Origin of the sequence: Mycolicibacterium stellerae, assembly GCF_003719305.1 — a bacterium.
In the GTDB taxonomy this organism is placed as follows: Bacteria; Actinomycetota; Actinomycetes; order Mycobacteriales; family Mycobacteriaceae; genus Mycobacterium; species Mycobacterium stellerae.
This window is the reverse complement of record NZ_RARC01000010.1, coordinates 167,205-190,585: the sequence shown is the minus strand read 5'-3', so window position 1 is coordinate 190,585 and position 23,381 is coordinate 167,205. Positions and strand designations below refer to the sequence as shown.

The 23,381-nt window shown below is 67.2% G+C and carries 28 protein-coding genes; 14 read left to right on the top strand and 14 right to left on the bottom strand.

Annotated features, from left to right (window positions below; translation table 11 throughout):
* The first annotated feature begins 71 nt into the window (after window positions 1–71).
* From D6M19_RS15290 to D6M19_RS15260, 6 genes are all read left to right on the top strand, one after another.
* Window positions 72–545, top strand: coding sequence for a DUF4395 domain-containing protein (locus D6M19_RS15290; protein ID WP_123026065.1), 474 nt, complete (start codon window positions 72–74; stop codon window positions 543–545).
* Window positions 546–581: 36 nt separating this feature from the next.
* The gene (locus tag D6M19_RS15285; RefSeq protein WP_123026064.1) at window positions 582–1,415 is read left to right on the top strand and encodes a sulfurtransferase; all 834 of its coding nucleotides are present in this window, start codon (window positions 582–584) and stop codon (window positions 1,413–1,415) included.
* A 1-nt stretch (window position 1,416) separates the two neighbouring features.
* Window positions 1,417–1,719, top strand: a complete 303-nt coding sequence (locus D6M19_RS15280; protein ID WP_027331945.1) for a DUF1416 domain-containing protein — start codon at window positions 1,417–1,419, stop codon at window positions 1,717–1,719.
* A 98-nt stretch (window positions 1,720–1,817) separates the two neighbouring features.
* Window positions 1,818–2,150 carry a DUF732 domain-containing protein gene (locus D6M19_RS15275; RefSeq protein ID WP_164478499.1) on the top strand — a complete coding sequence of 111 codons (333 nt, stop codon included), beginning with the start codon at window positions 1,818–1,820 and terminating at the stop codon, window positions 2,148–2,150.
* Window positions 2,151–2,254: 104 nt separating this feature from the next.
* Window positions 2,255–2,911, top strand: a complete 657-nt coding sequence (locus D6M19_RS15265; RefSeq protein ID WP_123026061.1) for a heme-binding beta-barrel domain-containing protein — start codon at window positions 2,255–2,257, stop codon at window positions 2,909–2,911.
* Entirely contained in the window at window positions 2,911–3,171 is a 261-nt protein-coding gene (locus D6M19_RS15260) for a hypothetical protein (RefSeq protein ID WP_123026060.1), read from the top strand. Before D6M19_RS15265 ends, D6M19_RS15260 begins: the two co-directional genes overlap by 1 nt.
* Here D6M19_RS15260 and D6M19_RS15255 read toward each other — a convergent pair.
* The 3 genes from D6M19_RS15255 to D6M19_RS15245 all read right to left on the bottom strand — a co-directional run bounded on the left by D6M19_RS15255 (window position 3,168) and on the right by D6M19_RS15245 (window position 6,120).
* Window positions 3,168–4,007 (bottom strand): ABC transporter substrate-binding protein, encoded by an 840-nt coding sequence (locus tag D6M19_RS15255; RefSeq protein ID WP_234834870.1) that lies wholly within the window; start codon window positions 4,005–4,007, stop codon window positions 3,168–3,170. The genes D6M19_RS15260 and D6M19_RS15255 overlap by 4 nt on opposite strands.
* 91 nt (window positions 4,008–4,098) lie before the next feature.
* Entirely contained in the window at window positions 4,099–4,890 is a 792-nt protein-coding gene (locus D6M19_RS15250; RefSeq protein ID WP_123026058.1) for an SDR family NAD(P)-dependent oxidoreductase, read from the bottom strand.
* Between the two features lie 351 nt (window positions 4,891–5,241).
* Window positions 5,242–6,120, bottom strand: coding sequence for an aminodeoxychorismate lyase (locus D6M19_RS15245; protein WP_123026057.1), 879 nt, complete (start codon window positions 6,118–6,120; stop codon window positions 5,242–5,244).
* Window positions 6,121–6,153: 33 nt separating this feature from the next.
* Here D6M19_RS15245 and ygfZ point away from each other — a divergent pair, with 33 nt between their 5' ends.
* The gene (gene ygfZ / locus D6M19_RS15240; RefSeq protein WP_123026056.1) at window positions 6,154–7,227 is read left to right on the top strand and encodes a CAF17-like 4Fe-4S cluster assembly/insertion protein YgfZ; all 1,074 of its coding nucleotides are present in this window, start codon (window positions 6,154–6,156) and stop codon (window positions 7,225–7,227) included.
* A 135-nt stretch (window positions 7,228–7,362) separates the two neighbouring features.
* Window positions 7,363–7,560: a DUF3073 domain-containing protein gene (locus tag D6M19_RS15235; RefSeq protein WP_123026055.1), complete on the top strand. Its 198-nt coding sequence runs from the start codon at window positions 7,363–7,365 to the stop codon at window positions 7,558–7,560.
* Between the two features lie 11 nt (window positions 7,561–7,571).
* Here D6M19_RS15235 and purM read toward each other — a convergent pair whose 3' ends face one another.
* The 3 genes from purM to D6M19_RS15220 are packed head-to-tail and all read right to left on the bottom strand — an operon-like array spanning window position 7,572 to window position 9,594.
* On the bottom strand, window positions 7,572–8,645 hold the full coding sequence (gene purM / locus D6M19_RS15230; protein ID WP_123026054.1) for a phosphoribosylformylglycinamidine cyclo-ligase: 1,074 nt from the start codon (window positions 8,643–8,645) through the stop codon (window positions 7,572–7,574).
* Between the two features lie 51 nt (window positions 8,646–8,696).
* Window positions 8,697–9,314 (bottom strand): DUF2461 domain-containing protein, encoded by a 618-nt coding sequence (locus tag D6M19_RS15225; RefSeq protein WP_123026053.1) that lies wholly within the window; start codon window positions 9,312–9,314, stop codon window positions 8,697–8,699.
* Between the two features lie 19 nt (window positions 9,315–9,333).
* Window positions 9,334–9,594 carry an amidohydrolase family protein gene (locus D6M19_RS15220; RefSeq protein ID WP_123026052.1) on the bottom strand — a complete coding sequence of 87 codons (261 nt, stop codon included), beginning with the start codon at window positions 9,592–9,594 and terminating at the stop codon, window positions 9,334–9,336.
* 64 nt (window positions 9,595–9,658) lie between these two features.
* Here D6M19_RS15220 and D6M19_RS15215 point away from each other — a divergent pair, with 64 nt between their 5' ends.
* Window positions 9,659–10,090 (top strand): cupin domain-containing protein, encoded by a 432-nt coding sequence (locus tag D6M19_RS15215; RefSeq protein WP_123026051.1) that lies wholly within the window; start codon window positions 9,659–9,661, stop codon window positions 10,088–10,090.
* A gap of 71 nt (window positions 10,091–10,161) precedes the next feature.
* A complete protein-coding gene (locus tag D6M19_RS15210) occupies window positions 10,162–11,142 on the top strand; it encodes an NAD(P)H-binding protein (RefSeq protein WP_123026050.1) in 981 nt (326 codons plus the stop codon).
* A gap of 3 nt (window positions 11,143–11,145) precedes the next feature.
* Here the strand turns inward: D6M19_RS15210 and purF are convergent, their stop codons facing one another.
* Together purF and D6M19_RS15200 are read right to left on the bottom strand one after the other, a co-directional pair.
* Window positions 11,146–12,669, bottom strand: coding sequence for an amidophosphoribosyltransferase (purF, locus tag D6M19_RS15205; RefSeq protein ID WP_123026049.1), 1,524 nt, complete (start codon window positions 12,667–12,669; stop codon window positions 11,146–11,148).
* 149 nt (window positions 12,670–12,818) lie between these two features.
* Entirely contained in the window at window positions 12,819–13,211 is a 393-nt protein-coding gene (locus D6M19_RS15200; RefSeq protein WP_123026048.1) for a sterol carrier family protein, read from the bottom strand.
* Between the two features lie 16 nt (window positions 13,212–13,227).
* Here D6M19_RS15200 and D6M19_RS15195 point away from each other — a divergent pair, with 16 nt between their 5' ends.
* Window positions 13,228–14,433: an MCE family protein gene (locus D6M19_RS15195; protein WP_123026047.1), complete on the top strand. Its 1,206-nt coding sequence runs from the start codon at window positions 13,228–13,230 to the stop codon at window positions 14,431–14,433.
* Here the strand turns inward: D6M19_RS15195 and D6M19_RS15190 are convergent.
* From D6M19_RS15190 to D6M19_RS15175, 5 genes are all read right to left on the bottom strand, one after another.
* Complete coding sequence (locus D6M19_RS15190; RefSeq protein ID WP_123026046.1) at window positions 14,423–15,052, bottom strand: Rv0804 family intramembrane glutamic endopeptidase; 630 nt, start codon at window positions 15,050–15,052, stop codon at window positions 14,423–14,425. The genes D6M19_RS15195 and D6M19_RS15190 overlap by 11 nt on opposite strands.
* On the bottom strand, window positions 15,052–16,797 hold the full coding sequence (locus D6M19_RS15185) for an alpha/beta hydrolase (RefSeq protein WP_234834875.1): 1,746 nt from the start codon (window positions 16,795–16,797) through the stop codon (window positions 15,052–15,054). Before D6M19_RS15185 ends, D6M19_RS15190 begins: the two co-directional genes overlap by 1 nt.
* 17 nt (window positions 16,798–16,814) lie before the next feature.
* Complete coding sequence (purL, locus tag D6M19_RS15180; RefSeq protein ID WP_206428533.1) at window positions 16,815–19,151, bottom strand: phosphoribosylformylglycinamidine synthase subunit PurL; 2,337 nt, start codon at window positions 19,149–19,151, stop codon at window positions 16,815–16,817.
* Complete coding sequence (locus tag D6M19_RS34255; protein WP_164478498.1) at window positions 19,148–19,285, bottom strand: hypothetical protein; 138 nt, start codon at window positions 19,283–19,285, stop codon at window positions 19,148–19,150. Before D6M19_RS34255 ends, purL begins: the two co-directional genes overlap by 4 nt.
* Window positions 19,286–19,382: 97 nt before the next feature.
* Window positions 19,383–19,727, bottom strand: a complete 345-nt coding sequence (locus D6M19_RS15175) for a VOC family protein (RefSeq protein ID WP_123026044.1) — start codon at window positions 19,725–19,727, stop codon at window positions 19,383–19,385.
* A 101-nt stretch (window positions 19,728–19,828) separates the two neighbouring features.
* On the opposite strand from D6M19_RS15175, the gene D6M19_RS15170 reads away from it, so the two are divergent.
* A complete protein-coding gene (locus D6M19_RS15170; RefSeq protein ID WP_123026104.1) occupies window positions 19,829–20,224 on the top strand; it encodes a nuclear transport factor 2 family protein in 396 nt (131 codons plus the stop codon).
* 5 nt (window positions 20,225–20,229) lie between these two features.
* On the opposite strand, the gene D6M19_RS15165 is transcribed toward D6M19_RS15170, so the two are convergent.
* A complete protein-coding gene (locus D6M19_RS15165; protein ID WP_123026043.1) occupies window positions 20,230–21,486 on the bottom strand; it encodes a M18 family aminopeptidase in 1,257 nt (418 codons plus the stop codon).
* A 42-nt stretch (window positions 21,487–21,528) separates the two neighbouring features.
* On the opposite strand from D6M19_RS15165, the gene D6M19_RS15160 reads away from it, so the two are divergent.
* Entirely contained in the window at window positions 21,529–22,551 is a 1,023-nt protein-coding gene (locus D6M19_RS15160) for a Dyp-type peroxidase (RefSeq protein WP_123026103.1), read from the top strand.
* Window positions 22,552–23,349: a family 1 encapsulin nanocompartment shell protein gene (locus D6M19_RS15155; protein ID WP_123026042.1), complete on the top strand. Its 798-nt coding sequence runs from the start codon at window positions 22,552–22,554 to the stop codon at window positions 23,347–23,349.
* Window positions 23,350–23,381: the final 32 nt, after the last annotated feature.

The following is a 23,381-nucleotide window of genomic DNA, read 5'->3' as shown; positions in this document are numbered from 1 at the left end:
CGCTCGCTCGGAGCAGCCCATGTGGCCTGCTCGCACCCAGCCCTATCCGACACAACAGGAGTGTGACTTCCATGACATCCCGACTGACATCGCTCGCCGAGACTGATCAGGTCGACGTTCGTGGCCCCCGATTCGCCGCGTGGCTGACGACCGCGGTCCTGGTCATCACGCTGCTCGTCTCGAGCGTCAGCCTTGGCGCCGCCGCGGCGATCCTCGGCCTGCAGGCCGTCGTGTTCGCGATCGGTGCCCTCGGCGGGCCCCGTAAGCACCCGTACGGCCTGATCTTCGCCAAGCTGGTGGCTCCCCGGCTCGCACCGGTGACCGAGAGGGAGCCGGTGCCGCCACTCAAGTTCGCCCAACTGGTCGGGTTCGTGTTCGCCGTCGTCGGCACGGTCGGATTCGCAACGGGTCTCGGCACGCTCGGGTTGATCGCCACCGGGTTCGCCTTGGTGGCCGCGTTCCTCAACGCGGCCTTCGGCATCTGTCTCGGCTGTCAGCTCTACCCGCTTGTGGCGCGACTGCGCCGCTCGCGACTGCCCGCGTAATACCTCAATCACCAAGCAACCGAAGGGATCTCTTTCATGGCTCGCTCCGACGTCCTAGTCACCACCGACTGGGCCGAGAGCAATCTCGACGCACCAATCACCGTCTTCGTCGAGGTCGACGAAGACACCACCGCTTACGAAGGCGGCCACATCGCAGGCGCGGTCCGGCTTGACTGGAAGACCGAGCTTCAAGATCAGGTCAAGCGCGACTTCGTCGACGCCCAGCAGTTCTCGAAGCTGTTGTCGGACAAGGGCATCAGCAACGACGACACCGTGATCCTGTACGGCGGCAACAACAACTGGTTCGCCGCGTACGCGTACTGGTACTTCAAGCTGTACGGCCACGAGAACGTCAAGCTGCTCGACGGCGGCCGCAAGAAGTGGGAACTCGACGGACGCCCCCTGGTGACCGACGTGCCCGACCGGCCGTCCACCAGCTACACCGCCAAGGCGCCCGACAACACCATCCGCGCGTTCCGTGACGAGGTCATCGCGGCGATCAACGAGAAGAACCTGGTCGACGTGCGGTCCCCCGACGAGTTCTCCGGCAAGATCCTCGCGCCCGCTCACCTGCCGCAGGAGCAGAGCCAGCGTCCCGGGCATATCCCCGGCGCCATCAATGTTCCGTGGAGCAAGGCGGCCAACGAGGACGGGACCTTCAAGTCGGACGACGACCTGGCCAAGCTGTACGCCGAGGCGGGGTTGGATGGCGAGAAGGAGACGATCGCGTACTGCCGCATCGGCGAGCGTTCGTCGCACACCTGGTTCGTGCTGCAGGAGCTGTTGGGGCACAAGAACGTCAAGAACTACGACGGCAGTTGGACGGAATACGGCTCCCTTGTGGGTGCCCCGATTGAGTTGGGAAGTTGATATGTGCTCTGCACCTAAGCAAGGACAGACGCTGCCTGCAGGCGTTGACCTGGAGAAGGAAACGGTGATCACCGGTCGCGTCGTCGACGGCTCCGGTCAGTCCGTCGGCGGCGCCTTCGTGCGCCTGCTGGACGCCTCTGACGAGTTCACCGCCGAGGTCGTCGCGTCGGCCACCGGTGACTTCCGGTTCTTCGCCGCGCCCGGCACCTGGACACTGCGTGCGCTGTCGCCTGCGGGCAACGGCGACGCAAGCGTCGCGCCGTCGGGGGCGGGCATTCACGAGGTCGACGTCAAGGTCGCGTAGCGACGAAGGCGGCGCGGCATGCGCGCCGGTGTGACGACTGTCGCAGTGGTCGCTGTGGATGCACTGCGAAGGTCGCGGTCGTCACCTTTGATGTGATGATGAAAAGCGCGACCATGACCGCCTTCGCGGCTCTGTGGTTGGTTGCCTCCCCGACCGCATCGGCCGATTCCGACGACGATGCGTTCCTCAAGACCCTTGAGGCCGGCGGGTTCTCCTGGTCGGGTGATGGGCAGCCCCTGGTCGATCTCGGACATGACATCTGCGGCGAGTTGGATTCCGGCATGTCGGCGGCCGACATCATCGCGCAAGGCGCCGCCGAGACGGGGTGGACCCAGACCCAGGTGGGTTACTTTCTCGGCGCGGCGGCTTCCGAATTCTGCCCCGGGTACCTACAACAAGCCGTCGAAGAAGCCAAGACCCTCGAGGGTTAGACTCGCGCCGTGGTTTTGTTCTTCGAACTCCTGCTTGTCGCGGCCGCCGTAGTCATCACCTGGTTCGCGCTGTATGCGCTGTATCGGCTCATCACCGACGAATCGTGACTTCTGACGAGAGCCCCGTCGCCGGCAGATCGGGCGACCAAGCGGTCGCCGCCGCTGCCGAACGGGCGAAAGTGACCGCGGCCCGCAACATCCCGGGATTCTCCGACCTGCCCGCCCCTGCCGATACCGCCAACCTGCGCGAGGGCGCCGACCTCAACAAGGCATTGCTTGCGCTTCTGCCGCTGGTCGGCGTGTGGCGCGGTGAGGGTGAGGGCAGGGGGGCCCAGGGCGACTATCGATTCGGGCAGCAGATCGTGGTCGCCCATGACGGCGGCGACTACCTGATCTGGGAGGCGCGGTCGTGGCGGCTCAAAGAGTCCGGCGACTACGACGAACGAGGCCTGCGAGAGTCGGGCTTCTGGCGGTTCGTCAACGATCCGAACGACCCTGTGGAATCCCAGGCGATCGAATTGCTGTTGGCCCACTCCGCGGGCTATGTCGAGTTGTTCTACGGCAGGCCGCTCAACCAGTCGTCGTGGGAACTGGCCACTGATGCGTTGGCGCGCAGCAAGTCCGGGATGCTCGTCGGTGGCGCTAAAAGGTTGTACGGCATTGTCGGGGGCGGCGACTTGGCTTACGTAGAGGAGCGCGTTGACGCCGACGGCGGACTGGTGCCGCATCTGTCGGCCAGGCTGACGAGGTTCGCGGGTTGATGAACAGGGTTCGGTTGGCTGCGGTTCTCACCGCGGCGGTCGTCGTCGCAGGCTGCTCGTCATCGAACGACGCGCCGTCGCCGGAGTCGTCGACGCCCGCCCCCAGCGGGCACGGGGCATACGCGAAATGTCTTCAGGAGCATGGCGTTTCGGCTCCTCCCGGACCCGTCGCAGGTCCCCCGCCTGGCTCCGACGAGGCGACATGGCACAAGGCCACGGAGGCGTGTGCGTCGATGGCGCCCGGCCCCGATGCGGGCTAGCGGAGAACGGGTGCTTTTCCCACCTCGGCGAGCCAGGTGTTCTGCAGCGACGCCAACGTGCCGTCATCGCGCAGTGCGTCGACGGCCGAGGATACGCACCGGGTGAGCGAGCTGTCTTTGTTGAGGACGATTCCAAACTGTTCGATTTCGTCGGTGGCAGAAGGCAATTGGCCGACGATGATACCGTCACGCAATTCGTTGGCCACCGCCAGGGCGGTGGGCAGGTCGGCGACCAACGCGTCGATCTCCCCGCTACTCAGCGCCATTTTCGCGTCGCCGTTGGTGTTGTACACGGCCACCGGGTTGATGCCGTTCACGGAGGTAGCCGCCGTATAGCTGGTGGTGCCGACTTGGACACCGAGCCGTAGCGGCCGCAGCGCGTCGATGTTCCGTGCCAGCGAGGCAGGCGACGATTCGATTGTCACGACTGCCTGCGTGACGTCGAAGTAGGGCGTGGAGAAGTCCACCGCCGCCTTGCGCTGGTCGGTGATCGAGAACTCCGACAGGCTGGCGTCGAACTCCTTGGTTCCCGGCGCCAGCGCCGCGTTGAACGGCACCCGCACCCACCGCACATCCTCACGCGGGTAACCGAGCCGGTCGGCAACGGCATAGGCGACGGCGGACTCGAAGCCCTCGCCGTTCTCGGGGTTGTCGCCCATGTACCACGGTGGGTAGACGGGCTGGTCGGTCCCGTAGGTGAAGACTCCCTTGTACAGGGTGTCGAGCGAATCCCTCTTGCAGTGCGATAGGCCTGTAGCGGCGGGTTGTTGCGCCGCGGGAGCGCAGCTGACCAGCATGGCGGCCAGCAGCGCGACGAGCAGGCACAGCGAAGGCATGCGCCGCATCATTACACGGCGCACAGGGTCAAGCCATGCCCGAGCAGCGCTGAGCCCGTCGCCGGTGCCGTGCCACCGCCGCACCGTGCAGTCAGCGTTTGTCGCGCTGACCCTCTGCCACCTCTAGGGTCATCGCGTCCGCACCGACGCGCCTCGAGACAGCGGCAACTGCCCTGGGAGATACGGCGCCCAAGGTGGCCAGCAGCCGCTGCGCTACCGGCGCGACAACGACCTCGCCCCGGTTCTTCTCGATCGCCCTGAGGACACCGCGAGCCACATCTTGCGGCGATCGGGTGCCCACTCCGCTTGGCACGTCAACCTTCGCATCGGCGAACATCCCCGCGTCGCGGATGATCCCTGGGAAAACGACCGACACGCCGACCCCCGTGCCGCGCAGGTCGGTGCGTATGGCTCCCGAGAACCCGCGCAGGCCGAACTTGGCGGCGCAATACACGGGGGCGGTGGCCGACGGGAACTTCCCGATCAAGGACGAAACGAACAGCAGATGGCCGCGGCCGTTGTTGACCATCGCAGGCGCGAATTTTCTCGCAAGCATCATCGGCGCCCGCAGGTTCACGTCCAGAGCACGGTCGATTTCGTTCACGGTGAACGAATCGAGCGTGCCCGATGCGGGCAAAGCGGCGTTCGCGATCAGGATGTCGACGTCGCCGGCCTCGTTGGCCAGACGTTCGACGTCCTCGCGGTCAGCCAGGTCGACAACGATTGCGCGTCCGCCGTACTTCGCGATCAGCTCGTCGAGCACGTCGCCGCGGCGACCTGTGACGATGAGTCGGCCGCCACGGTCGGCGATGGCATTGGCGATCGCGTGGCCGATACCACCGGAGGCGCCCGTGAGCAGCACCGTCGACCCAGAAACTCGCATGGGGTCGAGCGTAGATGCGGGACAGTCGGCGTGGTTCAGATATGGTGCGGCCCCCGAGCCGCTGTTCCTGGTTGGACAAACCGAGAGGCTCGGGGGCCGGGTGACTGCGGGGAATTCGCCAGCGCGCGCGGGTGACTCCCCGGTGCTGCTAGCTCGCAGCCACCTCACATGTCCATAAGTCAATCAATTTGTCGGACCACCTCCTTCCCTGTGTACCGACGAAGTTACTCGCGGTTGCGCGCGGCTGCCAGTGATTTACTTCTGCAGATTCTCCGAACCCCGAAACTGCTGGCCGCGAGTTGGATTGAGCTCTGCGGCGCGCATTCGCCGTCGGAAATGGTCGGTTCGCGCTCAGCGATCGCTGACGATCGCGGCGTCGACGAGCTCGCTGACCTGACTGGCGATCGGCGAAGGCGGCAACGGTTTGCCGTCGAGGGTGTGCACCCTGGCCGCCAGCGTGATGCTGGAAACCAGCCAAACCCCTTGTGCGGCAAATAGATCGGCGGTACGCAACGCGAGGTAGTCGCAGTCGTAGCCCTTGTTGCGGGCCACCTCGAACAGCGCCTGCTGTGTGGTGCCGCGCAGGATCGGATACCACGGCGGCGGGGTGAGCAGACCCAGCCGCCCGTCGATCTCCGTGGCGATCACGACCGTCGACCGCGGGCCCTCCAGGACGTTGCCTTCGGAACTGATGAAAACCACGTCGCCCGCGCCCTGGCGTTCGGCGTGCCGCAGCGCCGCCATGTTCACCGCATATGACAGCGTCTTGGCGCCTGCCAGCAGCCACGGCATCTCGGCGGCGCTCTCGGCGGGTAGCGAGCGGGCAAGCGTTATGGCCGCCACCCCGTCTCTGCGTGCCGCAGCGACCCTGCCTGCCACCGCGCCGATCATGGCGAATGCCGTCGGATCGGACCCGCTTTCCCGCCCCCGGCTGTAGATCAGCCGCAGCACGCCCTCGCCGCCGCCCTGTTCCGTCCACGCAGACGTCGCGGCCGCTACCGCCGCACGCCAGCGCGGCAGATCGGGGTCGGGAAGGTCCATCAGCCGCGCCGACTGCGTCAACCGCCCCAGATGAGCCTCGAGCAGACACGGTCGGCCGTCGCGCACGAGCAGCGACTCGAAGATACCGTCGCCGCGCACAGCAGCCAGGTCGTCGGCGTGCAGCAGTGGTGTCTGCGCATCATGCAACTGCCCGTCGAGCGTGACCACAATCCCCGGTTCGCCCGCCATGGCCAAGAAGCGTAGCGCCGTACAGTTGAAGCCATGTCAGCAGTTCCCGCACCCGAATCGGGACCCGACGCAGGCGCCGTCTGGCATTACGGCGACCCACTTGGTGAGCAACGCGCCGCGATGTACGAGGCGGTTGTGGTGGACCGCTCCCACCGGGCGGTGCTCGAACTGACCGGCGGTGAGCGGAAAAGCTGGTTGCACAACATCTCCACCCAACACGTCGCCGAGCAGCCGGACGGCACCGTCACCCAGAATTTGAGCCTCGACGGCCAGGGCCGTGTCGAAGATCACTGGATTCAAACCGAGCTCGGCGATGTCACCTATCTCGACACCGAATCGTGGCGGGCCGAGCCGTTATTGGCCTATCTACGCAAGATGGTGTTCTGGGCCCAGGTCGCGATCGAGCCTGCCGACATGGCCGTGTTGTCGCTTCTGGGCCCCCAGTTGGCAGAGGGTCGGGTGCTCGGCGCACTCGGGCTCGATTCGCTACCAGCTGAAAACACCGCGACCCCTATGCCGGACGGCGGTTTCGTGCGCCGGATGGGCGGGCCCGGCATCGAACTGGACCTGGTCGTTCCGCGCGCACAGACCGCCGAGTGGGTCGACCGATTGACCGCGGCTGGGGTCCGGCGGGCCGGCACGTGGGCCTACGAGGCATATCGGGTGGCCGGGCTGCGACCGCGGCTCGGGGTCGACACCGACGACCGGACGATCCCGCACGAAGTCGGCTGGATCGGCAGCGCGGTCCATCTCGACAAGGGCTGCTACCGCGGCCAGGAAACCGTCGCGCGGGTTCATAACCTCGGAAAACCGCCTCGGATGTTGGTGCTGCTGCACCTTGACGGGTCAACGGATCGACCGAACACGGGTGACCCGGTACTCGCGGGAGGGCGTGCCGTCGGCCGCATCGGCACCGTCGTCGACCACGTCGACCTCGGTCCCGTCGCCCTGGCGCTGCTCAAGCGCGGGCTGCCCGCCGACACCGCGCTGACCACCGGCGGCGAGAACCAGGTGGCCGCCGCGATCGACGCGGACTCGATACCGCCCGCCGATGGCGTCGGCGCGGGACGGCTCGCAGTCGAACGGCTGCGGGGCGGCACACGGTGACCCGAAGGGCCGTCGGACGGGCCTGCCAGCGCAGCGCGCACGGGCACGGTAAAGTGTTGGCAGGACAATAAACACACACAGATCGGAGCCGCCTTCTAATTGGGCCGCTCCGTTATTGCGCGAGGGGGTCCCCCCATGGGCCGCGGCCGGGCTAAGGCAAAGCAGACCAAGGTTGCTCGTGAGCTCAAGTACAGCTCACCGCAGACCGATTTCGAGCGGCTCCGGCAAGAGCTGGCCGGGTCGGAAGCGACCGACACCGACGACCGAAACGGTTCAGGCGGAGGCGGTCTCGCCGACGATGAGTGGGTCCAAGAGGACGACTGGCGCCGGTAGGCGCCTTTCCTTTAAAACCGTGGGTGCTGACCCACGAGTTGGGCTCGTGGGCCGTCCTTGCTGCCTTTGGTGACGGTGCCCAAAATCCAGCAGTTCAGGTGCCGTGCGGTCAGGATCGCGAGTGCGCGGTCGGTGTCCTCGGGTGCGACGACAGCGATCATGCCGACACCCATGTTGAACGTCTTCTCCATCTCGACCCGGTCGATGCGGCCGCGCTGGGCGATCATGCCGAACACCGGCGCGGGGGTCCACGTGCCGCGATCCACCTCGCCAAGCAGCCCGTGCGGGACGACCCGCTCCAGGTTGCCCGCCAGCCCGCCACCGGTGACGTGGCAGAACGTTCGGACCTGCGTCTCGGCGGCCAGTGCCAGGCAATCCTTGGCGTAGATGCGGGTCGGCTCGAGCAACTCTTCGCCCAGCGTGCGGCCGAACTCCTCGACATGTCCGGCTAGGTTCATCCGGTCGATCTCCAGCAGCACCTTGCGAGCAAGCGAGTAGCCGTTGGAGTGCAGCCCGGTCGAGCCCATGCCGATGATCACGTCGCCGGGTTTGACGCGGTCGGGACCCAGTACGTCGTCGGCCTCCACGATGCCCACACCGGTGGCCGAGATGTCGTAGTGGTCGGGCGCCATCAGCCCCGGATGTTCGGCGGTCTCACCGCCGAGCAGCGCGCAACCCGCGATCACGCAGCCGTTGGCGATGCCGCCGACCAGTTCGCTCACCCGCTCGGGCACGGTGCGGCCGACGGCGATGTAGTCCTGAAGGAACAGCGGCTCGGCGCCGCACACCACCAGGTCATCGACGACCATGGCGACCAGGTCGAGACCGACGGTGTCGTGCTTGTCCATCGCCTGGGCGACGGCCAGCTTGGTGCCGACGCCGTCGGTCGAGCTGGCCAGCACCGGCTCGCGGTAGCCGCCGCGCAGCGCGAACAGCCCGGCGAAGCCACCGAGGCCGCCGCGCACCTCGGGCCTGGTTGCCCTGCTCGCCAGCGGTTTGAAGAGTTCGACGGCGCGGTCACCAGCTTCGATGTCCACCCCGGCCGATGCATAGGAGATGCCGTGTTGTGCGGCGCGATCCGTCATCGGCCTTAAGGCTACCGGTCGGCGACCGTGGCCGGAACGGGCCGTGCGGGCTCAGCCGACGTTGAGGGCCAGCCACTCGTTGAGAGGTACCGCTGCGCGCAGCGTGGTGACCACGCGGTCCTTGGCCTTCCTGGTGCCCAGCCAGGCGCCGACCGGCCAGCTCTTCATCATCGCGATGCCTTTGTGCCGCAGCAGCTCGATACGCGGATGGTCGGCCGGATAGCCCCGCGGTGCGGTCTTGAGCACATCGTGGGCCATCGTCTGGTAGCCGCCTCGGTTCAGCGCGGCGACGATGTCCGACAGCTCGGCACCGGACTCCTCGGCGTCGACCGCCGCGCGGAAGCGTTGAAGCGCCGCCGGTTCGGGCATGTAGAGCCCGCTGCCCGCGGACAGTCCCTCGGCGGAGAACGACACGTACCCGGCGCCGATGCGGGCGGCGCAGGTGGTCTTGTACGGGCTCTTGTCGGCGCTGAACCGCACGTCTCGATACGGCCGGAACATGGTGCCCGCGCCGAACTCGTCGGCGAGCTCGGCGAGCAGTTCCTCCATCGGGGCGCGCACGCGGCGGTCGTAGACCTCCTTGTTGTCCTGCCAGTACACCCTCGAGTTGTCGGCTTCGAGGCCCTCGTAGAACTCCACCGCCTCGATCGGCCATCCATGAAACGCCATGGCGCCATTGTGAATCTACTCAGCGGGCGTCGTGGGTGATCCGGCCGTCGATCATCGTCAAGACGACGGGCACGGCGTGGATTTCGTGGGCATCAACGCGGAACAGATCGGCGCCGAGCACCGTCAGGTCGGCGGCCTTGCCGACGGTCAAGGTGCCGGTCCGCTGCTCGAGGCGCAGCTGGTAGGCGCCGTTGGCGGTGTAGCCGCGCAGGGCAGCCCAGGGTTGCGCGGGATCACCGGTCCAGATCGACTCGTTGGTCAGCAGGTAGGACCGGCTCATGCGAGCACGGTAACCTCGCGCAAACCCGCGGGCGGCCCAATCCGCTGTGCCATCCTGACTGACTATGCGAACTCTTCAGCGACTGTGGGCGGCACCTCTCGCGGTCGCCGCGCTGCTCGCGGGCTCGGGACCCGCCGCGGCCACCCCCGCGCGGGACACCGACGGAACGGTCATCTGGCAGACGACCGACGACGGGAAGGACTACATCTTCCGCGAGATCACCATCGCCCCCGGCGGCAGCACCGGATGGCATTCGCATGACGGCCAGCTCTTCGGTGTGGTCAAGGAGGGCACCCTGACGCACTACGGCTCGGACTGCTCGGTCGACGGGCTTTACACTGCCGGCCAGAGCATCGCCGAGAAGGGCGGTCCGGGTTACGTGCATATCGGCCGCAATGTCGGCCCCGGCCCGCTGGTTCTGCAGGTTCTCTACATCGATCCTGCGGGGGCGCCGCTGTCCGACGACGCACCCGATCCGGGTTGCGGGTTTGCCTGACCCCGGAATTGGACATCCGCCCGTCTATCGGCTCCGAATAGTCAAAAGGGGTTTCGACGGACGGAGATTCTGTGGTTGCAGACGAAATTCGCTGCGTGGTGACCGGTGCGACCGGCTACGTCGGTAGTCGGCTTGTGCCGCGACTGCTCGACGCCGGGCTGCGGGTGCGGGCGATGGCGCGCAATCCCGATAAGCTCGCCGCCGCGTCGTGGCGCGACGACGTCGAGGTGGTCCGCGGCGATCTGACCGAACCCGATTCGCTGACCGATGCGTTCGACGGCGCCGACGTCGTCTACTACCTGGTGCACTCGATGGGCACGTCGAAGGATTTCGTCGCCGAGGAAGCGCAGTCGGCACGCAACGTGGTCAAGGCGGCGCAGCGGGCCGGGGTCCGGCGGCTGGTGTACCTGTCGGGCCTGCACCCCGACGGCCGCGAACTGTCTCGGCATCTGGCGTCACGTGCCGAGGTCGGCGAGATCCTCATCGGCTCGGGCATCGAGACCGTGGTGCTGCAGGCCGGGATCGTGGTCGGCTCGGGGTCGGCGTCCTTCGAGATGATCCGCCACCTCACCGACCGCCTCCCGGCGATGACGACGCCGAAGTGGGTGCACAACAAGATCCAGCCGATCGCCATCGGCGATGTGCTGCACTACCTGGCAGAGGCAGCCACGGCCGACGTACCGTCATCGCGGACCTGGGATGTCGGCGGACCCGACGTGATGGAGTACGGCGAGGCGATGCAGGTCTACGCCGAGGTAGCCGGCCTACGGCGCCGGATCATCATCGTGCTGCCGTTTCTGACTCCCACGATCGCCAGTTGGTGGGTGGGTCTGGTGACGCCGATCCCATCGGGTCTGGCACGGCCGCTGGTGGAGTCGTTGGAATGCGACGCCGTGATGCTCGATCACGACATCGACACCGTCATCGCACCGCCCGAGGGCGGGCTCACCGGATACCGCGAATCGGTGGCGGAGGCACTTCAGCAGGACGGCACCGCGTCCAGTGATGGACGGCGTCACTTGATGAAGTTCAGTCCGACTGCGCCGCAGTAGGTTTCAGGGACGACGCAGGGCCGATGCGTTGTCGTTGTCGGCCTGCAGCGGCATGCCTGTGCGCGCGGCGGTCGCGAGCATGTGCTCGATGACGTTCTTGCCGAGCGCCGTCTCACCGGGCAACTCGATCGGGTACTTGCCGTCGAAGCAGGCGGTGCACAACCGTGACGCAGGCTGTTCGGTGGCCGCGATCATGGCCTGCTGCGAGATGTAGCCGAGCGAGTCGGCGCCGATGCCGTGCCGGACCGCCTCGACCACCTCCTCCTCGTTCTCGACGGCGTTGGCGATCAGCTCGGCGGGTGTGGCGAAGTCGATGCCGTAGAAGCACGGCCATTTCACCGGCGGCGAGGCGATGCGCACATGCACCTCGATAGCGCCTGCCTCACGCAGCATCCGGACCAGCGAGCGCTGGGTGTTGCCACGGACGATCGAATCGTCGACGACGATGAGCCGCTTGCCGCGGATCACCTCTCGCAGCGGGTTGAGCTTCAGCCGGATACCCAGCTGACGGATGGTCTGCGAGGGCTGGATGAATGTGCGCCCGACATAGGCGTTCTTGGTCAGGCCCTGCCCGTATGGAATGCCCGACTCCTGCGCATACCCGACCGCGGCCGGGATGCCGGACTCCGGAACGCCGATCACCAGGTCGGCGTCCACCGGCCTTTCCTGGGCGAGCCTGCGTCCGATGTCGACGCGCGTCTTGTGCACCGACCGGCCGCTGATCGTGCTGTCGGGCCGGGCCAGATACACGTACTCGAACACGCAGCCCTTGGGTGACGGCGGAGCGAATCGGCTGGAACGCACGCCGTCGGCATCGATGGCGAGCAGTTCCCCTGGTTCGATGTCGCGGACGAACGAGGCGCCGACGATGTCCAGCGCAGCGGTCTCGGAGGCGACGACCCAGCCCCGATCGAGGCGCCCGAGCGACAGCGGCCGCACGCCGTGCGGGTCGCGGGCCGCGTAGAGGGTGTTCTCGTCCATGAACGTCAGGCAGAACGCGCCTCGCACGGTGGGAAGCAGCTCGAGTGCGGCCTGCTCGATCGTTGAATCGGCGGCACCGTGCGCCAGCAGCGCGCCGAGGATGTCGGAGTCGGTGGTCGCGGCGGCGGCGCCGCGCATGTTGATCAGGCCGAGCTCGCGGGCACGCCCAGCCAGCTCGGTGGTGTTGACCAGGTTGCCGTTGTGTCCGAGCGCGACACCTGTGCCCGCGGCTGTGTTGCGAAACACAGGCTGGGCGTTCTCCCACGTGGTGGAGCCGGTCGTCGAGTAGCGGCAGTGTCCGATCGCGACGTGACCCTCCATCGCGCCAAGCGTTTGCTCGTCGAAGACCTGGCTGACCAGCCCGAGATCCTTGAAGACCAGCACCTGGGAGCCGTCTGCGACGGCGATGCCTGCGGCTTCCTGACCGCGATGCTGCAGCGCGTATAGGCCGTAGTAGGTGAGCTTGGCGACCTCTTCGCCCGGCGCCCATACGCCGAAAACGCCGCACTCTTCTCTAGGGTCGTTCTCCGTTTGCTCGACGGTCACGATAAGGCTGCTCCCAGGGGGCGGTGGGTGACGGGTTCAGTCTACGGTCATCACGGGTCAATCATGGAATCGCAGGCGCTCATGTCGCCAACGGATTCAACGTTGCCGAACCCGGTTTGGATTCCCGGCGGCCACCCCTGTGGTACCGGTCAGGCGGCGAGCGGCACCACGGGCAGCAGCGTCGCGATCTCGGGGGCGCGGGCACCGGACAGCTGCAACTCGCCTGCGGAGGCCGCATCGGCCACCGTGCGTAGCCCGGTCGCCAAAAGCAGCCAGGTGCGCGGGTCGGTCTCGACCACGTTGGGCGGGTTCCCGCGAGTGTGCCTCGGGCCCGAAATGCATTGCACCGCAACGAAGGGGGGCACCCGAACTTCGACACTTGCCCCGGGTGCGGTCACGGCGAGCGTGCGGGCGGTCAGCCGGACCGCCTCGGCGAGCGCGGAACGTTGCGGCGCAGGCTGGTTCTCGTCGCGCAGCCACTCGACCACGGCGAGGACGGCTGCACGCGTCTTTGCTGGATCAGCGGTGCGACGGGCGGGCATAATTTAGTGTCTCAAGGTGGCTGTCGACCGGCATAAGCCGCCGTACAAGGTGGCTGGCGCGGTCTTTCTGGTACTCGCCGCATTCGCGGCCAGCTTCGTTTTTCTGCAGTTCCGCGGCGAGCTCACACGCAAAACCCATCTGACGGTGCTGTCCCCGCGTGCGGGGCTGGTGGTCGACCCGGGTTCGAAGGTGACCTACAACGGTGTCGAGATCGGGAAGGTGGCCGGTGTCGACTACGTGGATGTCGGCGGCTCCGCCAAGGCCAAGCTGACGCTGACCGTCGAACCCCGCTACGTCGCGTTCATTCCGAGAAACGTTGTTGCCGACGTCAGGGCGACGACGGTGTTCGGCAACAAGTACATCTCGTTCAGCTCACCGAAAAGCCCAAGCCCACAGCGTATTACGAGCGAGGATGTGATCGACGCGTCTTCGGTGACGACGGAGTTCAACACCCTGTTCGAAACCGTCATGTCACTTTCGGAGCAGGTCGATCCAATCAAGCTCAACGCGACGCTGACGGCAACCGCGCAGGCGGTGACCGGGCTCGGCCAACGCTTCGGGGACTCGCTGCTCAACGCAAACCGGATCATGGATGACCTGAACCCGCGGATGCCGCAACTCCGCGCCGCCACCCAGGCGGTAGCCGATCTCGCCGACGTGTACGCGAACTCCTCGGCCGCCCTGTGGGACGGCCTGGACAACGCCGCGACCACCGCACGGACGCTCAACGACCAGCGGGGCAACATCGACGCCGCGCTGTTGGCGGCGATCGGGTTCGGCAATACGGCCGGCGACAGCCTCGAGCGCGGCGGCCCGTACTTCGTGCGCGCCGCCGAGGATCTGCTGCCGACGACCAAGCTGCTCGACGACTACCGCGGCATGATCTTCTGCACAATCCACAACTATGCGGAGGTGGCGCCGAGGCTTTCCAAGGTCCTCGGCGGTGACAACGGTTACGCGCTGAAGTCGTACGGAACCATCTCGCTGCCGGGCAATCCGTTCATCTACCCGGACAATCTGCCTCGGGTGAACGCGCGGGGCGGACCCGAGGGTCGTCCCGGCTGTTGGCAGAAGATCACCAAGGACCTCTACCCGTTTCCGTATCTGGTGATGGACACCGGTTACAGCCTCGCCCCGTACAACCACTTCGAACTCGCGTCGCCGTTGGTGACGGAATACCTGTGGGGCCGACAGGTCGGCGAGTCGACGATCAACCCGTAGTTCGGCGCCGCTGAACGCCGATCGCCGCTATCGCGCCCGCCTCGTTGATCGCGAGATGGGCAAGCATCGGGGCGGCCAGGCTTTCGGACCGCTCCCGCAGCAGCGCGAACATCCACCCCGCCACCCCGGTGACGAGCACAGTGGGCAGCACGCGCTCACCGGTGCCGCAGGCGTCGGCGATATGGGACAGCCCGAAGGCCAGCGATTGCAGAAGGCGGCCGCCCGTCGGCCCGAAGGCCTCGGCCGCGACGGCTCCCAACGCGGCGCGATATGCCGCCTCCTCCGACCACACCGTGCCGAAGGGGATGTGCACCACCAGCCACCGTGAGGACGACCCAGGCAGGTCGCGCTGGGCCATCGCCGACCGCACCGGCGGCGCCCCCGTCGACGCGGCCACCCCGATCACCACCGGCGCGGCCGCCGCGAGCCCGAGCCGCAGCCCCGGCCACAGCTGCGGTGGGCGCAGGCCGAGCGGCGCACGAGCGCACACCGCGAGCACCGCCGCGAGCACCGCGTGAACCACGGGCCGTATGCGCGCCGGTAGCCGCGGACCGATCAGCCCGCTCCATCCGACGAGCCCTGTTGCCAGCGCCACCGCGCGGAACTGCTTGGCGGCCACTAATACTCGGGTCCGTCATGGGCCGAAGTCTGCTCAAGCGCGGTGCGGATGCGTTCGGTGTCTTCAGTGGTCCAGCCGTCGGGCGGGGCCACCGCGGCCCAGCCGTCGAGCACATACTCACCGTAGTTGTGGCCGTGCCCGCCGGGAACCGAGCCCGCGTTGGTCATGTCCGCGGCCACCTGCCAGAACGTGACGATCGGATACCACCGCATCAACGGCGTTCGGTCTCTGCCGGGTGGTTCCTTCAGCCAGTCCGGGCGGTTGAACATCAGGTCCTCCGACCACCACACGATGGGGTCCGAGGCGTGCTGCAGGAACAGCACCCGGGTGCCGTCCCACGGCGCATCGGTATCGGCGGCGATCTCGGCGGCGTCGGTGGCCTGCGAGAAGCGGACCGTGCGCCCGTTGTCGTAACGCGGCTCGACCTCAGGGGTCCCCGGGTCGCGGCGGGCGGTGATGCCCCTCCACAGCGGGCTGGCATTGGGCGGGCCCACCCAGAGCACCGACGAGAAGTCCATCCGCGCAATGTCGGGCAGCCAATTGAATGCACCCTGGCCCGCCAAGGAACCGAGGCTCTCGCCGTAGAGCAACAGCTTGGGCCGCCCGTCGGCAGGCAGCCGCAGCCACCAGGCGTGGATCGCGTCGATGATCGCCCGGCCGGACTCGACGGACTTCTTCTGGTCGCCGAGGAACGAAATCCAGCTCGGCAGATAGGAATACTGCGATCCGACGATCGCGGTGTCGCCGTTGTACATCAACTCCAGCGCCCTGGCGGCGACCGGGTTGATCCATCCGGTGCCCGTGGTCGGGACGATGACGAGCACCTTGCGCTCGAACGCCCGGGTGCGTTCCAATTCGCGGACCAGGGTGGCGGCCCGCTCCTCATCGGTGTCGGCGGTCTGCAGTCCCGCGTACACCCGGATGGGCTCTTTCGCGGGCTTGCCGTTGAGCCGGGTCAACTCGAAGGCGTGCGGGCCGGTGGCAACGAAGTTGCGGCCCTGGAACCCCAATGTATCCCACGGGGCGAGTGACGTTGGACTGCCCGACTTTTCGAGCTCCAGCGGCTGGGTGATGGCCGCCCGCGTTGTGGTGTTCTGCGGCTGGAACACCCGGTTGGCCCCGGCCAGGAAGCCGCGGAGCAGCACGCCGTTGATCAACGTGATGGCCAGCACAACGACGATCGCCGTGCCGATGAACAGCGCCACCTCGTCGTGCAGGTGCCAGCGGCGAATGAAGAACCGGGCCATCGTCTTGATGAGGTCGATGATCACCCGCGCGGCCGACAGACATACCCCTGTGACGAGCATGGCGATGATCAGGGTGCGCAGGTAGCCGACCGTGCCCGGTCCTTCCATGCCCATCTCCGCGGACACCCTGCGCTGCCAGGCCGCCGCGGGGATCAGCATCAGCAGGCTCGCGGCCGTGGCCAACACGATGGTGGCGGCCTTGCACCAGTAGAGCACGCGCTTGGACGGCGGCCACCATTGTCGACGCCGTAACACGAAGCGAGCCAACATCTTCTGAACGAAGACTCCGATCCCGTAGCCGATGGCGGCGTTCACCCCGCCGATCAGACCCTGGAACAGCCAATCGCGGGGAAGCAGGGATGGCGTCAGCGACAGGCAGAAGAACAGCGCGCCGAACGCGATCCCGACGAAGTCCAGCCGCACAAGGCTCCATGCCCATACGAGCAGGGGATGGTGTTGCTTGCGCTCAGTGCTTGCGGCGACCGGTTCGCCGGTGATGTCGTGGGTCGGAACACTCACCCGAACAGCCCGGGCAGCACGCCCTCCGACGTGCTGCGCAGGTCCCCCAGTGAGATGGTGAACTGGTCCTGCACCTCGATGGCGGCGTCTTGTCCCTGCGGTCCTTGATCCACGACGCCGATCCGGGTCACCGGCAGGCCGCGGGCCTCGCACATGGACCGGAACCGACTCTCCTCGGTGCGCGGAACGGCGACCAAAACCCGTCCCGTGGATTCGGAGAACAACGCGACAAAAGGATCTTGGCCCTCGGGAATGACGATGCGGCAACCGGTTTCACCGGCCAGCGCGGCCTCGACCACGGCCTGAATCAGGCCGCCCTCCGACAGATCGTGGGCCGCCGACACGAGTCCGTCGCGGGATGCCGCACTGAGCACCTCGGCGATCAGTCGCTCTCGCTCGAGGTCGACCGCGGGTGGGCGCCCGCCCAGATGGTCGGCGGTGACCTGCGCCCAGATCGAGCCGTCGAACTCGTCGCGCGTGTCGCCGATCAGCAGCAGGGTCTCACCGGGTTCGGTTCCGAGTCCGGTCGGGATGCGGCGGCTCACGTCGTCGAGAACACCGAGCACCCCCACGACCGGGGTGGGCAGGATCGCCGTCGTACCTGTCTGGTTGTAGAAGCTCACGTTGCCGCCGGTTACCGGAATACCAAGGGCGGCACAGCCATCGGCCAATCCACGCACGGCCTCGGAGAACTGCCACATGACGCCGGGGTCTTCCGGTGAGCCGAAGTTCAGGCAGTTGGTGACCGCGATCGGGGTGGCGCCGGTGACCGCGACGTTGCGGTATGCCTCCGCCAGCGCAAGCTGGGCGCCCGTATACGGGTCAAGTTGGGTGTAGCGGCCGGAGGCGTCGGTGGACACCGCGATGCCGCGCCCGGTGGACTCGTCGACACGCAGCACCCCGCCGTCGGCGTTCTCGGCCAGCACGGTGTTGCCGCGCACGTAGCGGTCATATTGTTCGGTGATGTACGCCCTGCTGCACAGATGCGGGCTGCCAACCATCGCAAGCAAAGTCGCGCGCAGCTCGTCGCCGGTTTGCGGCCGCGGCAGCCGCTCCGACGTGTCGGCGTTGAGCGCATCCTGGGTTTCCGGACGCTGGACAGGCCGTTCGTACACCGGGCCTTCGTGCGCGACGGTGCGGGGCGGCACGTCGACGACCGTCTCGCCGTGCCAGGTGATCTCCAGCCGGTCGCCGTCGGTGACCTCGCCGATGACGGTGGCGAGCACCTCCCACTTGCGGCACACCGCCATGAACGCGTCGACGTTCTCGGGGGCGACGACCGCGCACATCCGTTCCTGCGACTCGCTGGACAGGATCTCCGCGGGCGTCATGTTCGCCGCCCGCAGCGGCACCTTGTCCAGTTCGACGGCCATGCCACCGTCACCGGCGGAAGCGAGTTCGGATGTCGCGCAGGATAATCCGGCCCCGCCGAGGTCTTGGATGCCGATCACCAGGCCAGCGGCATACAGCTCGAGGCAGCACTCGATGAGCACCTTCTCCATGAAGGGGTCGCCGACCTGCACCGACGGCAGCTTCTTGCGGCCCGGCCCGCTTCCTTCGTCGCCGCCGAACGTCTCCGAAGCCAGAACCGAGACCCCGCCGATGCCGTCGAGGCCGGTGCGCGCCCCGAACAGGATGATCTTGTTGCCGGTGCCCGACGCGAACGCCAGGTGCAGGTCCTCTTTGCGCAACACCCCGACGCACAGCGCGTTCACCAGCGGATTGCCCGCGTAGGAGGCGTCGAATACGGTTTCACCGCCAATGTTGGGCAGCCCCAGCGAGTTTCCGTATCCCCCGATGCCGCGGACCACACCGTCGACGACGCGGCGGGTGTCGGGCGCATCGGCGGCGCCGAACCGCAGCTGGTCCATCACCGCAACCGGACGGGCGCCCATCGCCATGATGTCGCGCACGATCCCGCCGACACCGGTCGCGGCGCCCTGGTACGGCTCGACGTAGGACGGGTGGTTGTGCGATTCGACCTTGAAGGTGGCCGCCCAGCCGTCGCCGATGTCGACGACGCCCGCGTTCTCGCCGATGCCCGCCAGCATCGCCGCGCGCATCTCCTCGGTGGTGGTCTCGCCGAAGTAGCGCAGGTGCACCTTGGAGGACTTGTAGCTGCAGTGCTCGCTCCACATCACCGAATACATCGCCAGCTCGGCATCGGTCGGTCGGCGGCCGAGGATTTCGCGGATGCGCTCGTACTCGTCGTCCTTGAGTCCGAGTTCCCGGAAGGGTTGCGGTTGGTCGGGAGTGCCTGCGGCCCTCTCGACGGTGTCGACGATCTGGCTGGAGTCGACGGTATCGACCACGTGGGTGAGCTCCGGCGTCACGCGAACAGTCTAGTTTGCCGATCGCGGAATGCGCGGGCGGCCGCGGGCGCGCCGACACCGTGCAGAACCACGCTGGCCAGCACCACGATGACCGTGGTCATCAGCACGGCCCGCTCATCGTCACCGGTCAGCACGTTGAACGCCGACAGCGATGCCAGCGAGCACCAGAAACATCGGCGCGATGACCAATGCCAACACGGGCGCGATTGTGCCCGGTGCGCCGTGCGCTCGCTAGCCGCCCGCCACGCAGAACGCGTTGCCGTCGGGGTCGGCCAGCACCACCCACTCGAATTCGCCGAAGTTGCCCCTGCCTGTTTCGCTGGCGCCGAGGTCGACCAGGCGTTTGACCTCGGCCTCCCTGTCGGCGGTGCTGAAGTCGATGTGCACGCGGTTCTTACCCGGCGTGGGGTCGTCGACCTGCTGGAACGCCAACCCCGGGCCTTCTGGCACCGTCACGACGACGAAAAACGGTGGGGCGACAGGGTTTACCTGCCCGTCGAGCGCGCCGGCCCACCAGTCGGCGAGCTTCTCGGGATCGGTGGTATCAATCGTGATGTTCTCGGTTTTGAGCGCCATGCGCCGACCTTATGCCTGCCCACCGACACGCCGGCGGGATCACCGTCGCCTTTACCTGACACGTAATTGTGCTGCACCGGAACTCGACGCAGGCTTGGTTCATGACCGAAACACAGACCCAACCAGCGTTCAGCGCCGAGGTGTGGGCGGCCTTCTGGGCGGCCCCCGACATGTCTCGAGTCGGCGACGTCCTCGCCGACGACATCGTCGGCTACTGGCAGGGCGATCCGAGGCCGGTCCGGGGCAAACAGGCCTACGTCGGCAAGATCGCCGAGCTCGTCACCGCCGCCCCCGATCTGGCACTCGACCTGGTCGACAGCGCGACGGTCGACGGAAGCACCGCCGGAGAGCAGTTGGTTTACCTGCACTACGTCGGACGCGGCACGGGACCGGACGGACCATTCGCGATCCGCGGTATCGACCGGGTCCGCAGCCGCGATGGCCTGGTGATCGAGAACGTCATCCGCTACGACGAGGTCGATCCGGCGTCGATCTGACGCGGTCAGCCCGGCATCAGGAACGCCTGCAGCGCCGCCGAGTACGCGGCGACGTCGTCGGCTCCCATCACCTCACGCGCCGAGTGCATGGCCAGCTGTGCGGCGCCGACGTCCACCGTGGGGATGCCGGTGCGCGCGGCCGTCATCGGCCCGATCGTCGACCCGCACGGCAGGTCGGCCCGGTGTTCGTAGCGCTGCAACGGAACCCCTGCCTGCTTGCAGGCCAGAGCGAACGCCGCGGCGGTGCGGCCGTCGGTGGCGTAACGCAGGTTCGGCTGCACCTTGAGCACCGGCCCGGCGTTGACCTCGATCAGGTGGTAGGGCTCGTGGCGCTCGGGGTAGTTCGGGTGGGTGGCGTGCGCCATATCGCCCGACGCCACCATCGAGCCGGGCAGTCGGCGCAGGAAGTCCTCGCGGCCGCCGCCCGCCGCAAGCGCGATGCGCTCCAGCACCGTGAGCAGCAGCTCGGACTGCGCGCCGTGATCCGACTGGGAGCCGACCTCCTCGTGGTCGAAGAGCGCGAGCACCGGCAGGTGTTTTGCGGGCTCGGCGGCAAGAAAGGCCTCCAGGCCCGCGTAGCAGGTGGCCTGGTTGTCCAGTCGCGGCGCGCTGAGCAGCTCGCCGTCGGCGCCTGCCAGGGTCGACGGGGTCAAGTCGTGGGTCATCAGGTCGAATCCGAGGATCTCGTCGGCGTCCACTCCGGCCTGCTCGGCGACGTAGCCGAGGAACGACCGCGGCCCGCCGCCGACGCCCCAGACCGCGTTCACGTGCCGCTGTGGATCAAGCGACACCGCCTTGCGGTCCTCGGCCAGGTGAATGGCGAGCTGCGGCACCCGCAGGATCGGCTCGTCGATTCGGAACAGACGATCCTCGACGCCACCGGATGAGCGCACCGACAGCCTGCCGCTGACACCGAGGTCACGGTCGAGCCACGAGTTCAGCCACGCCCCGCCGTAGGGCTGCAGCGCAACGACCTGCCAGCCGGACACGAACCGGTCGGGATGCTGCTTGACCCGCAGATTCGGACTGTCGGTGTGGGCGCCGACGATGCGGAACGGTGCCGCGGGCTCGCCGTTGCCTTGCCAGGCGACCAGCGATCCGGCCCGCACGACGAAGAACCGGCCCTTCGTCGGCCACTCATCGCCCTCTGCCAGTTCGGTGAAGCCGGCATTGAGCAGACGCTGCGCGACGGTCGCGCACACGTGGAACGGGGACGGCGACTCGTCGATGAACTCGCACAGCCCTTGTGCACTTGCGGACATGGTTCACCATCTTCGCCCACGATCTTGATTTAGGGTCAGATGGTGCCCGCCGTCCAACCTCAACCCGTTCTTGCGCCGCTGACGCCAGCGGCCATCTTTCTGGTCGCGACCATCGACGACGGCGGCGAGCCAACCGTTCACGATGCGCTCGGCGACATCTCGGGGTTGGTGCGCTCCATCGGCTTCCGCGATCCGACCAAGCGCCTGTCGGTGGTGACCTCGATCGGTGCCGACGCGTGGGGCCGGCTGTTCTCCGGACCACGCCCCGCCGAACTGCATCCGTTCGTCGAGATCCAGGGCCGCCATCACGCGCCGTCGACGCCGGGCGACCTGCTGTTCCACATCCGGGCGGAGACGATGGACGTCTGCTTCGAGTTGGCGGGCAGGATCGTCGACGCGATGGCCGGCGCCATCACGGTCGTCGACGAGGTGCACGGCTTCAAGTTCTTCGACAACCGCGACCTGATGGGCTTCGTCGACGGCACCGAGAACCCGGACGGGCCCGTCGCGGTGTCAGCCACCCAGATCGGTGACGAGGATCCCGACTTCGCGGGCGGGTGCTACGTGCACGTCCAGAAGTACCTGCACGACATGGACTCGTGGAACTCGCTGTCGACCGAGGAGCAGGAGCGGGTGATCGGGCGCACCAAGCTCGACGACATCGAAATGGACGACGCGGTCAAACCCGCGAATTCGCACATCGCGCTCAACGTGATTGAAGACGATGAGGGCAACGAGCTGAAGATCGTGCGCCACAACATGCCGTTCGGCGAAGTCGGCAAGGGTGAATTCGGCACGTACTACATCGGCTACTCGCGTACCCCGACTGTGACGGAGCGCATGCTGGACAACATGTTCATCGGCGACCCGCCGGGAAACACCGATCGGATCCTGGACTTCTCGACGGCCCTGACCGGCACCATGTTCTTCACCCCGACCGTCGATTTTCTCGATGACCCACCGCCACTGGCGGATTCGGTTCCCGCAGAAGACGAACCTCCGGCAGTTCCCGTCGCAGCTCGTGATGGATCACTTGGCATTGGCAGCCTGAAAGGAACTCCATAGATGAACAACCTCTACCGCGACCTGGCTCCGGTTACCAAAGAGGCCTGGGCGGAGATCGAAATGGAGGCGACGCGCACGTTCAAGCGGCACATCGCCGGACGACGCGTCGTCGACGTCAGCGAACCGGGCGGTCCCACCGCGGCGGCGATCAGCACCGGGCACCTGCTCGACGTGGGCGCACCCGGCGACGGCGTGATCGCCCATCTCCGCGAGAGCAAGCCGCTGGTTCGACTGCGGGTCCCGTTCACGTTGTCGCGCAACGACATCGACGACGTCGAGCGCGGTTCTCAGGATTCGGACTGGGATCCGGTCAAGGAGGCCGCCAAGAAGTTGGCGTTCGTCGAAGACCGGGCGATCTTCGAGGGCTACAAGGACGCATCGATCGGCGGCATCCGCGCGTGCAGCTCCAACCCGGCGCTGGAGTTGCCAAGCGATCCGCGGGAGATGCCCGACGTAGTCGCCCAGGCACTTTCCGAGCTGCGCCTTGCGGGCGTCGACGGCCCCTACTCGGTGCTGCTGTCGGCCGACGCCTACACGAAGGTCAGCGAGACCACCGAGCACGGTTATCCGATCCGTGAGCATCTCAACCGGCTGGTGGATGGTGACATCATCTGGGCGCCCGCGATCGACGGCGCGTTCGTGCTGTCCACCCGCGGCGGCGATTTCGATCTGCAGCTGGGCACCGACGTGTCGATCGGGTACCTGTCGCATGACGCCGAAACGGTGCAGCTCTACATGCAGGAGACGCTGACGTTCCTGTGCTACACGGCCGAAGCCTCGGTCGCGCTGTCTCCCTAGCCGCACCGCGTGCGTGTCTGCCCACGCCACGC